This window comes from Polaribacter vadi (assembly GCF_001761365.1).
Classification (GTDB): Bacteria; Bacteroidota; Bacteroidia; order Flavobacteriales; family Flavobacteriaceae; genus Polaribacter; species Polaribacter vadi.
Genome location: NZ_CP017477.1, coordinates 3,407,482 through 3,420,269 on the forward strand (window position 1 = coordinate 3,407,482; position 12,788 = coordinate 3,420,269).

The following is a 12,788-nucleotide window of genomic DNA, read 5'->3' on the forward strand; positions in this document are numbered from 1 at the left end:
AATAGATATAAATTAATGAATCTTAACTTTATGAGTTAAATATAAAACGATAAGCGCATATTAAGCCTCTTTTAGTTATTTACATTTGTTTAACTAAAAATAATAATAATGAATTTAAAAAGAACATTTGGTACAATTCTTACAGTTTTAGGAATTGCAGGATTAATTTATACAGGTTACACAGTAATGCAAGGAGGCGCAATTACCTCTATGATTGTTGTTGGTATTTTAGGATTTATCTTTTTTGTTTACGGAATTAGTTTAGTGAAAAATACCAAAGACGAAGCTTAAACTTTTATAATTTTAAAAAGCTAGTAATTTATTTTACTGTTTTTTTGGTTGATATTTTTTAAAAATAAAATTATTTCTGATATAAAATTACCATTGTAACAGCTGTAAACGCTATATTTTTTGCAGGTTTTTTATATCTATTAAAATAAAAAACATCTTCAAGCTATTTTTTATCAATATAAATTTGAAATGTTTAATATCTTCCAAATATATTTCTGCAACACTCTAAGATTTACTTAATTTTTTGATGAAGTCTTTTTTAAAACTTAAAAAGTGGCTCCTTTATGCTTGTTGAAGTTTAAAAAATAATTTTTAAAACTCTTAATCATACTAAAAGATGTAAAAAATATTTAATATGATTAAGAGTTTTAGTTTTTTTTAAAATAAACCATTTATTTGAGAATCTATTCTATCAATTATATAGCCTAAATCTTCTTGATTTTTAACAAAATCTAAATTATCAACATCAATTACCAATAATTTACCTTTTGTGTAAGTTGATATCCACGCTTCATAACGTTCATTTAATCTGCTTAAATAATCGATGCTTATAGAGTTTTCATATTCTCTACCTCGTTTGTGAATTTGCCCAACCAAGGTGGATATATCTGCTCGCAAATAAATTAGTAAATCTGGTGGAGTTACCAAGTTTTCCATCAACTCAAATAAAGAACTGTAATTGCCAAAATCTCTATTGGTCATTAAACCCATTGCATGCAAATTGGGCGCAAAAATGTTGGCATCTTCGTATATAGTTCTGTCTTGAATTATGTTTTTACCAGTTTCTCTTAATTCTAAAATTTGGCGAAATCTACTGTTTAAAAAGTAAACTTGTAAGTTGAAAGACCAACGTTCCATTTCTCCATAAAAATCATCTAAATAAGGGTTTTCATCCACAGATTCGAAATGAGGTTTCCATTTATAATGTTTGGCTAAAAGTTTTGTGAGGGTGGTTTTGCCAGCACCAATATTACCTGCAATTGCAACGTGCATATGTTTTAATTCTAAAAGATTATAAGAGATGCTAAAGTACTAAAAAATATAAGTTCTAAAAGGTTAACAAATTAATTTATATCCAAATCCTCTAACATTTAAAATTTGAATGTTTGTATCTTTTTTTAATTTTTTGCGGAGTTTACTAATAAAAACATCCATGCTTCTGCCATTAAAAAAATCGTCATTTCCCCATAATTTATTCAGAATAAAGGTTCTGTCTAAAACTGCGTTTTTCTTTTCAAAGAGATAAAAAAGTAACTGCGCTTCTCTATGTGTTAGCTGTTCAGTTTCAGATGAAAATTCTAACGTTTGTTTTGTTAAATTAAAAACATATTCGCCAATTTTAATATTTTCTACGTTTGTTTTTAGTTGAATTCTGTTAAGTAATGCTTTAATTCTTACAATTAATTCTTCCATCGAAAAAGGTTTTTTTAAATAATCATTTCCACCATGATTAAAACCTTCTAAAACATCTGAAGTTTGCGATTTTGCTGTTAAAAATATAATCGGAATTCCTTTATTTTCTAATCGAATTTCTTTTGCCAACGTAAAACCATCTTTTTTAGGCATCATTACATCTAACACTAAAATATCTGGTTTTTCTGTTTGATATATCTCAAATGCTTCTTCGCCATTTTCTGCATGAAAAACAGTAAAATCTCTAGATTCTAAACTCTCTTTTACAATCATTCCTAAACTAGCTTCATCTTCCGCTAAAAGTACTTTTATCTTACTCATTTGGTATTGTAATTTTAAAAATAGTTTGTTTTTTATCAGAATTTAGAGTGATGTTTCCATCGTGTTTTTCTGCAATTTTTTTACAATAATATAAGCCAATTCCAAAACCTTTTACATCGTGTGTGTTTCCTTTTGGCACTCTATAAAATTTATCAAATATTTTTTCTTGTTGACTTTTTTCAATGCCATTTCCATTATCAGCAATTGTTATTTCTGTGGATTTTAAAATGGAATTTATATTGATTTCAATTCTATTTCCACCATATTTTATGGCGTTATCAATTAAATTAGAAATTACATTTTCAAAATGAAAAACATCAATATTTAAATATATAGGTTTTAAGTTCGATGAAAAAACGAGCTCTTTTTGATTGGCTAACATTTTATGTTTGTTTACCAATCTTTCAGTCATTTCAACAACATCAATTGTTTCTTTTTTTAAGAGTAATTGTTCACTATCTAAAGTAGCAGTTTCTAGCAGTTTTTCCACCATTTGATGCAGTTTTTTCAACTGAAGAGCAGACATTGCTAAATATTTTTTTGTCCTTTCTTTATCATCTAAAACATTAAAATTTTGGATAGCTTCAATAGCCGTAGAAACTGTGGCAATTGGTGTTTTAAACTCGTGGGTAATATTGCTAATTAAATCGTTTTTAATAATGGCTAATTCTTTTTGTTGGTTAATAATTTTCAACAAATAAAATAAACTAGAAATTATTAAGAGTGATAATAAAAGGGAAAGAGAAATGCCTCCAAAACCTCTTTTTAACGCTTCAAAATTTGGGTTATTATAAACCAATTCAAATCCTTGATTATTCTTTACATAAGTAGATTTCGATTTTACAACAAAGGTTTCCGAATCTAAAAGGGAATCTTTTGTTTGATGAAAAACAGTATCTTTTTTTATGTGATGAAAACTTGTTTTGATGTCAATTTTTTTCTGTTTTAACTGTATATCAATTAAAGAATCTATCTTTTTGTACTCTATAGAATCATCCAAAAAAGAAATAAAAATAGGTTTTAAGTTGGTTAATAATTTTAAACTATCTGCAGCTTTTTTACCTTTAAAATATTTTACGGGTGTTTTTGTACCATCAGATTTTAGATTAAATCCTTTTTTGTCATCTACAAAATTAGAAGATATTGTAATCGCTTTTAATTTCTTATCTGTTAAGGAATCATTTTGAATGTTAAACTCGGTAACAAATTTTTTGGTTTCATTCATCATGGAATCTATCTTTTCTTGAGACAAATTATCATCAGAAGTAATTTGAATATTATTTAAGGTTACTTTGGGTTTTTCTTTAGTAGGATTTTTTTCTTTTAATTTTTGTAAAATTTTACCAATAGAACTTTCTTTTAAAGATGTAGTATCCTCATGTTGATTTTCTACAATCGTAATAAAATTATTTTTAGCCAACGTTGCATAATATTCCTCTACAGCATTGTCTAAACTTAACTGAATTTCATTGGTAACTCGTTGTTTGTTTTCTTCGTAATTTTTAAAGTTCCAATAGAATTGCACTCCAATTGTTGCTACAATTGTAACCGCAATTAAATAGAAAATCCAAGTATATTTTTTGTTTTTCATGAGTCAAATATAGGTAGTAATTTTAATAAAATTAGGGGGTTAACACTCGTTAACGTTCATTAACTTTAAAAAGTAAGTTGATGTTGCATCTTTGTAATGTAATCAAACAAAAACCAAATATTATGAAAAAACTTTTTACCTTATTGATCTTGTTAGTTTCTTTAATTACAAGTGCTCAAGAAGAAGACACAAAAGTAGCGTATTTTAAAAACGAAGTCAGTAAAATTACTTCGTTGAAAATGACAAGCAATTCTACACAAGATTTAGAAACTATTAACTGGAAAGATATTAGAAGTATTTTTGAATACAACAATCCAGAGGAAAAAATAGAACTGAGCTTTGAACTTGATTTAAAGGAATCTAAAGATAAATTTAAAAGTGCTGTAACTGTTGGTGGGCATACAGAGGAAATAGACTCGTTAATAACGAAGTCTAAAAAATTAATTAAAATGATTATAAAGTTATCTAAAAACTACGAAAACAAATAAATTATGAAAACAATTATAACAACATTGGCATTAGTATTTATCACAGCTTTAAATGCACAAAATTTTACAGGAAAGGCAATTTATAAAACTAGTAAAAAGTCTAGCATTAAATTTGGTAATGATCAAGAAGGAATTAGTGATAAAATGCAAGAAGAATTACAGAAAAGAATTCAAAAAATGAATCAGAAAACATTCATTTTAAATTTTGATAAAACGACTTCTATTTATAAGGAAGAAGAAAAGTTGGAAGCTCCAAAAACAAAACCAGGTTCTAGTGGCATTAATGTAATTTCTTTAGGAGGTTCAGGAAGTACAGATGTTTATTATAAAAATATCAAAGAAAAAAAGTTTGCCAACAAAACAGAAATTATGGGAAAAGCTTTTTTAGTAAAAGATAAACTAAAAGAGTATGATTGGGAATTATCTTCAGAAACAAAAAATATAGGAAAATACACTTGTTATAAAGCTACGTTTACAAAAGAAGTAGAAAATACCAATATGAGTATTGCAAATGGAGAGACTAAAGAAACTACAACCAAAGAAACGATTGTTACTACTGCTTGGTACACAACTCAAATAGCCATTAGTAATGGACCTAAAGATTACCAAGGTTTACCAGGTTTAATTTTAGAAATAAATGATGGTACAAATATGATTGTTTGTACAGAAATTATTTTAAATCCAGAAAATGCAGCAACAATTGAAGAACCAACAAAAGGAAAGGTAGTTTCTTTGAAAAAATTCACGAAAATTAAGAAAGAAAAAAACGATGAATTAATGGAGAAAATGAAAAGCAGAAAAGGGATGGATTTAGGAAATGGCATTAATATTAAGATGGGAGGATAGTGTTTTGTTAAAGTTTGTTAAAGTTTTAAACGTCCATGTAACTTTTCAGTTTTCCAAAGTCTAAGGTTATATAATAAGATTATTTTTGACGAAAATTAAAACAACATTTATGAAATCAATTTTTACGCTATTTATAGCATTTTTAACGATTACCACCTTTGCTCAAAAGGATTTTCAAGGCAAAGCTACTTACATGTCTAAAACTTCAGTTGATATGGATAACTTTGGTGGAGGGCAAATGAGTGAGCAGCAAAAAAAGCAAATGATGGAGAGAATGAAGAACTTTTTAGAAAAAACATACATCTTAAGTTTTAATAAAAACGAGTCTTCATTTAAAGAAGAAGCAAAATTAGATGCTCCAGGAACTCAAGGTTCAAGATGGGGTTCTAGTAATGGACAAGGTTCTATTTATAAAAATTTAAAAGAGCGTAAAATAATTGAAGATGTTGAGATGTTTAGCAAGCGTTTTTTAATAGTGGAAGATATGGAACAACCAAAATGGGAGTTAGGTACAGAAACTAAAAAAATTGGAAACTATACTTGCTACAAAGCAACAATGGTTAAGGTTGATAAAAGTGTAGATTTTGGAAGTATTTTTGGAAGAAGAGGTAGAGGAAATCAACAAGAAAAAGATTCTACAAAAGCTACCGAAAAAGAAGACGTTAAAACTTTAGAAGTTACTGCTTGGTACACACCACAACTTCCTGTTAGTTCAGGACCAGATTCTTACTGGGGTTTACCTGGTTTAATTTTAGAGTTAAATGCTGGTAGAACTACCATGTTATGTACGGAGATTGTATTAAATCCTTCTGATGCTTTAGAAATTGACAAACCTACTAAAGGTAAAGAAGTTACTAGAGACGAATACAATGTTATTATCAAAGAAAAAACGGACGAACTTAAAGAACGTTTCCAAAATAACAGAGGTGGTGGAAGAGGAAGATTTTAAATACTCTTAACCAAACATAAAAATCAACATTAATTTTTACACATGAAAAAAATACTACTAATCGCCATATTTTTGGTGTCTTGGGTTTCAACTGCCCAAATTAATTTAACTGGAATTGTAAAAGATTCTATTGGAGCTCCTTTAGAAATGGGGAACGTAATTGCTTTAGATACTGTTGCTAAAAGAATTGCTTCTTATGGTTTTACAGATGCTAATGGTAATTTTAAACTAGAATTAGCAAGAAACACAACCTATAATATTAAAATAAGTTATGTAGGTTTTAAAGAAATCAGCGAATTTATAAGAACTGGAGATAAAGACATCACTAAAAATTATACCATGGTTGAAGATAACATGTTAGATGGTATTAACATCGTATCTAAAATGCCTGTTAGAATAAAAGGAGATACCATAATTTATGATGCAGATTCATTTAAAAATGGTTCTGAAAGAAAACTAAAAGATGTTTTAGAAAAATTACCAGGAGTAGAGATAAATGATGCAGGACAAATTGAAGTTGAAGGAAAAGCTGTAGAAAAAATAATGGTAGATGGTAAAGAGTTCTTTAGTGGAGATACAAGGCTTGCTACAGAAAACATACCATCTAATGCTGTTGATAAGATTCAGGTATTAAGAAATTACTCGAATGTTAGTCAATTAAGTGGCGTTCAAAATAATCAAGATAGAGTTGCCATCAACATTAAATTAAAAGAAGGTAAAAAGAACTTTTGGTTTGGTGATGTTTCTTTTGGAGGAGGTCAATCTCAAGACGAAACCTTATATTTATTTCAACCAAAATTATTTTATTATACACCAAAATATACCATAAATATTATTGGTGATGTTAATAATTTAGGTGATGTTGTTTTAAGTAGAAGAGATGCTAGGAGTTTTGGAGGTAGTTTTCAAAGTCAAAGTCCATCTAATGGAACAAACATTAATCTTGCAGATGCAGGGATTGGATTTTTAAATGCAAGTGCAAGAAATGCAAATAAAATTGAAACGAAGTTAACAGCGTTAAATTTTAGTTATTCTCCAAATCCAAAGTTAGATTTGAGTGGATATTTAATTTGGTCTGGAAACAGCAATGGACAAAGAAACATTTCTGATATCGATTATGTAGATCCAGATACTCCAGATGAATTTAGAGATACAAGAACAGAACAAACAAGTAATACAGGATTGTTTAGATTTAGTACTGTTTACAAGAAAAACTTTAGCAATCAATTAAACTATAATGTTTCTGGTCGTTTTTCAAACGAATTCAGCAATCAAGGTATAGAATCTAGAGTTTTAAGTGATATTACTCAAACTGAAAACACAACACCTTTTACTATCAATCAAGATTTTAGTTATTTTTATACTGCAAACGAAAATAATATTTTTGCTTTAGAGGTGAAGCATTTATATCAAGATGAAGATCCTTTTTATATTGCTTCTTTAGAAAATGACCCATTAAATAATGATGATACAACAAATGATGGTTTTGATGATGCAGCAGAAAGTTTAGGTTTGGATAGATCTAACATGTTTTATACGTTAGAACAAGATAGGAGAGTAAAATCGAATCAATTAGATGCAAAATTAGATTACTATTATATTTTAAATCAAAAAAGTAATTTGAATTTTGTTGCAGGTACAATTTTAAGCAAGCAAAATTTCGATTCTCGTTTTTTCCAGATTTTAGATAATGGTTCTCAATTCGATCCAAATCCTACAGATATTGCAGGTTATGCAAATCCAGCAACTACAAACGACACTGAATATAACTTTACAGATTTATATGCAGGTTTAAGATATCGTTTAAAAGAAGGTATTTTTACATTTACTCCTGGTTTTACAGCACACTCTTATAATTCTAATAATACCCAATTTGGTTCAGAAACTTTTAAAGATACTTTCTTTAAGATTTTACCAGAATTTGAAGCAATTGCACAGTTTAAAAGAAGTGAGAGTTTAACATTCACTTATAAACAAGAAGTTAATTTTACAGATGTAAATCAAATAGCAAGAGGTATTGTAGCTAGTAATTACGATTCTTATTTTGCAGGAAATCCAGCTTTAACAAACGCAACTTTCCACAATGTAAACTTAAGATATAGTAGCTTTAACTTATTTAACAATAGTAATGTGTTTTCTAGAATTGGGTATACAAAAACAATAGATCAAGTAAATAGAAATACTGTTTTTGAAGATAATTCTGTGGTTTCTAGTAGTAATTCTATCAACTCTCCTTTCGATAATGAAAACTTTAATGCTTCTTTATTTGCAGGGAAAAGAATTGGAAAAATTCAAACTCGTATTGGAGGTAGTTATAGTTATAATAAAAGTTTCCAGTTTATAAATGAAGACGAAAATACGAACATTAACAAAGGTTATAGTTTTAATACTAGATTTGGTACTAACTTTACAAAAGCACCAAATGTTACATTAAGTTATAATGTAAGTTTTAGTAATCAAGAAAATAGCTCAAGAGCACAAGAAGTTAAGTCTGTAAATCACAGACCATCTATAGATTTTGATGCCTATATTTGGAATTCTGTAACTGTAACTTCAGACTTTTCTTTTAACGAACAAAGACAAAATGGTGTTAGTACAAACACATTTAGTATTTGGAATGCAAAAATAGCGTACAGAAAAGATAAAGACGCAAAATGGGAGTATGAATTAGTAGGTAATAACTTATTAGCAACTGGTTCTGAAGCATCTGTAAATCAAAGTGTATTAGCTTTTACATTAAACGAAAGATTTATTTTACCAAGATTTGTAAGTTTAAGATTAAGGTATCAACTATAGTTTTTTCAAAAATATTTAAATATAAAATGGCTCAATCTTGAGCCATTTTTTTATTTTAGCCAAATGAGTTTATTTGCATCAAAATCTGCTATTTACACTACTTATAAAACGTTAGGTTTATTATACCTATTTTTTGTAGTTGGCTTGTTTTTAGATAGTTTTTACATGGTAGAAATTACTGAAAATGCACAAATTTATGCAAATGCGCTAATGCTTTTTGTTTTTACAATTACCTTTTTTAAAGTTACAAAAAGAATTAAAAAACAAATGTTAGCGGCAGTTCTTATTGGCTTTTTTGGTGAATATTTATTTTCCGTTCTTATGGGGATGTATACATATAGATTAGGAAACGTGCCACTTTACATTCCTTTTGGTCATGCTTTTGTATACATAGCTGTTTTGTGTTTTTCAAAAGCAGCATCTATAAAAAAACATCGTATATTATTGGAGAAAGTTTTTGCAAACTCCATATTTATGTACGCAACTTTGTTTTTAATTTTTAAGAATGATGTTTTTGGTTTTGTAATGACCATTACAACCTTGTTAATTTTAAGAAACAAGCCAAGAGAACGTCTTTTTTATTTAACGATGTATATTTCTGTAGCAGTTTTAGAAATTATTGGTACTACTTACGAATGTTGGTGGTGGCCATCTACAGCCTGGAATGTTATTCCTTTTTTACCAAGTTACAACCCACCAAGTGGAATTAGTTTATTCTATTTTTTGTTGGATTTAGGCTGTTTATGGGTGTATAAAAAACGTCATAAAATTACTTGGAAACGCATGAAAAATATTAGAAAAATTCGTTTAGAAAATAGTTGATTTTCTAGAGGTAAAGAGTAAAAATTTCTTTATATTTAAGTATAAATTTTGCATGCAAATTAAAATGTATTCGACAAGCTCAGACTGACATTTTTAGCTAAATTATTTTTCTTAAATGAATAAAATTAATTGTATTTTACAATATTAATACATACTAACAATGTTACACTAAGCTTGTCGAAGTGTTTTTAAATACTAAAAATGTCTATTAAAGTTTCTAAAATTTCTAAAGTTTACGGTTCTCAAAAAGCATTAAATAATGTTTCTTTTTCTGCGGATAAAGGTCAGATTATTGGTTTTTTAGGACCAAATGGTGCAGGGAAATCAACCATGATGAAAATCTTAACAGGTTTTATAAAACCTAATGAAGGTAACGTTTTTGTTGATGATATTGATGTTTTAAAAAATCCATTAGAAGCTCAAAAAACAATTGGGTATTTGCCAGAGCATAATCCAATCTATAAAGATATGTTTGTGCGTGAGTATTTACAGTTTCAAGCCTCAATTTTTAAAGTTGATAAAAGCCACATAGAAATTTGCATTGAAAAAGTTGGCTTAATAGAGGAAGCACATAAAAAAATCCATCAACTTTCAAAAGGATATCAACAAAGAGTAGGTTTAGCTGCTGCAATTTTACACAATCCAACAGTGTTAATTTTAGATGAGCCAACCACAGGTTTAGATCCAAATCAATTAGTAGAAATTAGACAATTGATCAAAGATTTGGGTAAAGAAAAAACGGTCTTATTTTCCACACACATTATGCAAGAAGTGGAAGCAGTTTGCGATCGAGTTATCATCATAAAAAAAGGAGAAATTTTGGTTGATAAAAAATTATCAACTCTAAAAGAAAACAAACAACAAGTTATAGAAGTTACTTTTAATGTTCAAGTTGATCAAAAACTTTTCAATCAATTTGAAAATTTATTATCAGCAGTAAATAATCAAGAAAATACTTGGCAACTAACCTTTAATTCTACTGAAGATATGCGTTCAAAAATCTTTGATTTTGCTCAAGAAAATAACTTGAAAATTTTAGGATTAACTGCTCAAAATAAAAATTTAGAAACACTTTTTCGAGAGGTTACTGCGTAAAAAAAACGGCTACAAAATAAAATTGCAGCCGTTTCAAATTAAAATATTTATAACATTATTCAGTCAAATATTGATACGCTTCCAATAACGTTGGAAAAACTAATTGACTTCCAGCTTCTTTTAATTCTTCTTCAGAATATTGAGTTAAAATTCCAATAGGAATCATGCCTGCTAATTTTGCAGCAGTTGTGCCAGCTAAACTATCTTCGAAAACCCAAATATTTTTAAAATCAGGTTTTTTAAAACTTAAAGCACTTGCTAAAGAAATATAAGCTTCAGGAGCTGGTTTTGGTTTTTCATAATCTTGCACACCAAAAACTACTGGGAAATCTAACTCCAAATGATGAACACTATTCTTTAAAAACTGTTTTGTTGCGTTACTTGCAATTCCATAAGGGATTTTTTTATCCGATAAAAAAGAAGTAATTTCTCTGACTCCAGGTAATAATGTAGGGATTGTAAAATGGACATCTAAATGTTTATCTTTCAATAAAAATAAGTCTTCAGCACGTTTTTCTTCACCAATAACACTGCAATAATATTCTGCAATTAACATGGGAGAACCACCTGCATGACTTTTAGGAAATGGCGCAATTTCTTGATTAAATAGTTCTCTAAAAGCACTTGACCATGCATTACCATGACTTTTAAAACTATTAACAACAACACCATCAAAATCGAATAAAAATCCTTTAGGCAATTTCATTTATTACTTTTTTTGCTTTTGCGTTTACTAATTTGGTTAAATAAGGATTTAAAAACTTATTTGTGGGATCTAAGTTTGATCTTAATTCCTTAAAAGCTTCCCATTTTGGATACACTCGCGATAACTCTACGTCTTTAGCAGAAAAACGTTTACCCCAATGAGGTCTTCCTCCATGTTTTAAGAATATTTTTTCCACACTTTTAAAAGCTTCGTAAGTATCTGCTGTTGCTGCATTTCTAGAAACACAACCCATGGTTACAATATCTTGTTTGTAAGCATAACTTAGCCAAGAGGTATCTTTTTTTACAAAACGAACATCCATAGGAATATGAATAAACGATTTGTTGCTCCACTTATTAATTTCTGTTTTTAACTCATCAAAAACTTGTGGAAATTTATCTAAAGCAATTGTCCACTCTGCTAATTCTAAAGTAGATCCTCTAGATTTTGTTACTGTAGCTTGATATAGGGTTCCTTTATGTTCTTTTTTAGAACTGAAAAATGCCTTCGCTAAAATTTTATTTGCAATAGAAGTTATCCAAGGATAAATGTGAGAATATTTGTATAAAATTTTAGAAGCATTTCTTCTATGTTTTAAATATTTTGGACCATTATTTTCTACAATTTTTGTGTCTGGTTTAATTTTATCCCCAGTAATTACATATCCTTTATCAGTATGTGGCAACCATAAAATTCGTAAAAAATCGTGTTCTTTAAGTCTACTTTTAATTTTAGGTAGCCATTCACTATCTTTTTCTGGTCTTTCTTTTACATGAAGTGTATAACTTTTTTCGCATTTAAAAGTTATGGTAGACATAACACCTAACATTCCTAAAGAAACTCTAACAGCATCCATCAAATCATCTTCTTCAGTAATTGTTTTTATAGATCCATCTGCAAGGACTAACGTACATTCAATCATGTATTCAGATAGCAATTTGCCACTTGTACCATGAGTTCCTGTAGCTAAAGCACCACCAATGGTAATTGTATTGATATCTGGTAAACAAGGTATACACCATCCAACAGCCTCAATAGCTTCTAAAAAATCTCCAAGAATTAAGCCAGATTGAACTGTAACTGTTTTTTTGTTGTAATCGTAAGAAACAATTTTGTTATAACTTGTCATATCTATCAAAGCATCTGTACCTGCAGCAATGTCTGCAGATGATTGCTTGTTACCAAAGAAACGAATCTTATCATTTTTAGCAATTACTTCACTAAGTTTTTCTTCTGAAGTAATTTTATAAAGTGATGTATAGTTGTGTTTAATATTTTCGTTCCAACTTACCCAAGTGTTTTTTTGTTTCATAACATTTAATTTTGGTTAAACAAAATTACAGAATATTTACTATTATTTTGATTTTACTGTGTTAAGAAAAACCAAAATGTACAAATCGTAAAATTTACATATACTATTTATCAAAATATTAAAAAATATTCTTTCAATGAGGTTATTTGATAAAAATA

At 28.3% G+C, this 12,788-nt stretch carries 12 protein-coding genes; 7 read left to right on the forward strand and 5 right to left on the reverse strand.

Features of this window, described 5'->3' with window-relative positions:
• Positions 1–108 precede the first annotated feature (108 nt).
• Complete coding sequence (locus LPB03_RS14700) at positions 109–291, forward strand: hypothetical protein (RefSeq protein WP_065320364.1); 183 nt, start codon at positions 109–111, stop codon at positions 289–291.
• 378 nt (positions 292–669) lie between these two features.
• Here LPB03_RS14700 and LPB03_RS14705 read toward each other — a convergent pair whose 3' ends face one another.
• From LPB03_RS14705 to LPB03_RS14715, 3 genes are all read right to left on the reverse strand, one after another.
• Entirely contained in the window at positions 670–1,284 is a 615-nt protein-coding gene (locus LPB03_RS14705) for a deoxynucleoside kinase (RefSeq protein WP_065320363.1), read from the reverse strand.
• Positions 1,285–1,347: 63 nt separating this feature from the next.
• Positions 1,348–2,025 (reverse strand): response regulator transcription factor, encoded by a 678-nt coding sequence (locus LPB03_RS14710; RefSeq protein WP_065320362.1) that lies wholly within the window; start codon positions 2,023–2,025, stop codon positions 1,348–1,350.
• Positions 2,018–3,616 (reverse strand): sensor histidine kinase, encoded by a 1,599-nt coding sequence (locus tag LPB03_RS14715; protein WP_065320361.1) that lies wholly within the window; start codon positions 3,614–3,616, stop codon positions 2,018–2,020. Before LPB03_RS14715 ends, LPB03_RS14710 begins: the two co-directional genes overlap by 8 nt.
• Positions 3,617–3,738: 122 nt before the next feature.
• Between LPB03_RS14715 and LPB03_RS14720 the strand changes: the two genes are divergently transcribed.
• The 6 genes from LPB03_RS14720 (at position 3,739) to gldA (ending at position 10,612) form a co-directional block, all read left to right on the forward strand.
• Complete coding sequence (locus LPB03_RS14720) at positions 3,739–4,104, forward strand: hypothetical protein (RefSeq protein ID WP_065320360.1); 366 nt, start codon at positions 3,739–3,741, stop codon at positions 4,102–4,104.
• Positions 4,105–4,107: 3 nt separating this feature from the next.
• Positions 4,108–4,950 carry a GLPGLI family protein gene (locus tag LPB03_RS14725; RefSeq protein WP_065320359.1) on the forward strand — a complete coding sequence of 281 codons (843 nt, stop codon included), beginning with the start codon at positions 4,108–4,110 and terminating at the stop codon, positions 4,948–4,950.
• A gap of 109 nt (positions 4,951–5,059) precedes the next feature.
• Positions 5,060–5,899, forward strand: a complete 840-nt coding sequence (locus LPB03_RS14730; protein ID WP_065320358.1) for a GLPGLI family protein — start codon at positions 5,060–5,062, stop codon at positions 5,897–5,899.
• 42 nt (positions 5,900–5,941) lie between these two features.
• Positions 5,942–8,695: a TonB-dependent receptor gene (locus tag LPB03_RS14735; RefSeq protein WP_065320357.1), complete on the forward strand. Its 2,754-nt coding sequence runs from the start codon at positions 5,942–5,944 to the stop codon at positions 8,693–8,695.
• A gap of 63 nt (positions 8,696–8,758) precedes the next feature.
• The gene (locus LPB03_RS14740; RefSeq protein ID WP_065320356.1) at positions 8,759–9,517 is read left to right on the forward strand and encodes a Bax inhibitor 1 family protein; all 759 of its coding nucleotides are present in this window, start codon (positions 8,759–8,761) and stop codon (positions 9,515–9,517) included.
• A 201-nt stretch (positions 9,518–9,718) separates the two neighbouring features.
• Positions 9,719–10,612 carry a gliding motility-associated ABC transporter ATP-binding subunit GldA gene (gene gldA / locus LPB03_RS14745; protein ID WP_065320355.1) on the forward strand — a complete coding sequence of 298 codons (894 nt, stop codon included), beginning with the start codon at positions 9,719–9,721 and terminating at the stop codon, positions 10,610–10,612.
• Positions 10,613–10,667: 55 nt separating this feature from the next.
• On the opposite strand, the gene LPB03_RS14750 is transcribed toward gldA, so the two are convergent.
• On the reverse strand, positions 10,668–11,318 hold the full coding sequence (locus tag LPB03_RS14750; protein ID WP_065320354.1) for an HAD family hydrolase: 651 nt from the start codon (positions 11,316–11,318) through the stop codon (positions 10,668–10,670).
• Complete coding sequence (locus LPB03_RS14755; RefSeq protein ID WP_065320353.1) at positions 11,305–12,630, reverse strand: D-arabinono-1,4-lactone oxidase; 1,326 nt, start codon at positions 12,628–12,630, stop codon at positions 11,305–11,307. The genes LPB03_RS14750 and LPB03_RS14755 overlap by 14 nt, the downstream gene beginning before the upstream one ends.
• Between the last annotated feature and the right edge of the window lie 158 nt (positions 12,631–12,788).

Coding starts and splice junctions, on each gene's coding strand:
- LPB03_RS14730 (WP_065320358.1), top strand. CDS start 5,060: ATGAAATCAATTTTTACGCTATTTATAGCATTTTTAACGATTACCACC.
- LPB03_RS14700 (WP_065320364.1), top strand. CDS start 109: ATGAATTTAAAAAGAACATTTGGTACAATTCTTACAGTTTTAGGAATT.
- LPB03_RS14720 (WP_065320360.1), top strand. CDS start 3,739: ATGAAAAAACTTTTTACCTTATTGATCTTGTTAGTTTCTTTAATTACA.
- LPB03_RS14735 (WP_065320357.1), top strand. CDS start 5,942: ATGAAAAAAATACTACTAATCGCCATATTTTTGGTGTCTTGGGTTTCA.
- LPB03_RS14715 (WP_065320361.1), bottom strand. CDS start 3,616: ATGAAAAACAAAAAATATACTTGGATTTTCTATTTAATTGCGGTTACA.
- LPB03_RS14725 (WP_065320359.1), top strand. CDS start 4,108: ATGAAAACAATTATAACAACATTGGCATTAGTATTTATCACAGCTTTA.
- gldA (WP_065320355.1), top strand. CDS start 9,719: ATGTCTATTAAAGTTTCTAAAATTTCTAAAGTTTACGGTTCTCAAAAA.
- LPB03_RS14750 (WP_065320354.1), bottom strand. CDS start 11,318: ATGAAATTGCCTAAAGGATTTTTATTCGATTTTGATGGTGTTGTTGTT.
- LPB03_RS14740 (WP_065320356.1), top strand. CDS start 8,759: ATGAGTTTATTTGCATCAAAATCTGCTATTTACACTACTTATAAAACG.
- LPB03_RS14705 (WP_065320363.1), bottom strand. CDS start 1,284: ATGCACGTTGCAATTGCAGGTAATATTGGTGCTGGCAAAACCACCCTC.
- LPB03_RS14755 (WP_065320353.1), bottom strand. CDS start 12,630: ATGAAACAAAAAAACACTTGGGTAAGTTGGAACGAAAATATTAAACAC.
- LPB03_RS14710 (WP_065320362.1), bottom strand. CDS start 2,025: ATGAGTAAGATAAAAGTACTTTTAGCGGAAGATGAAGCTAGTTTAGGA.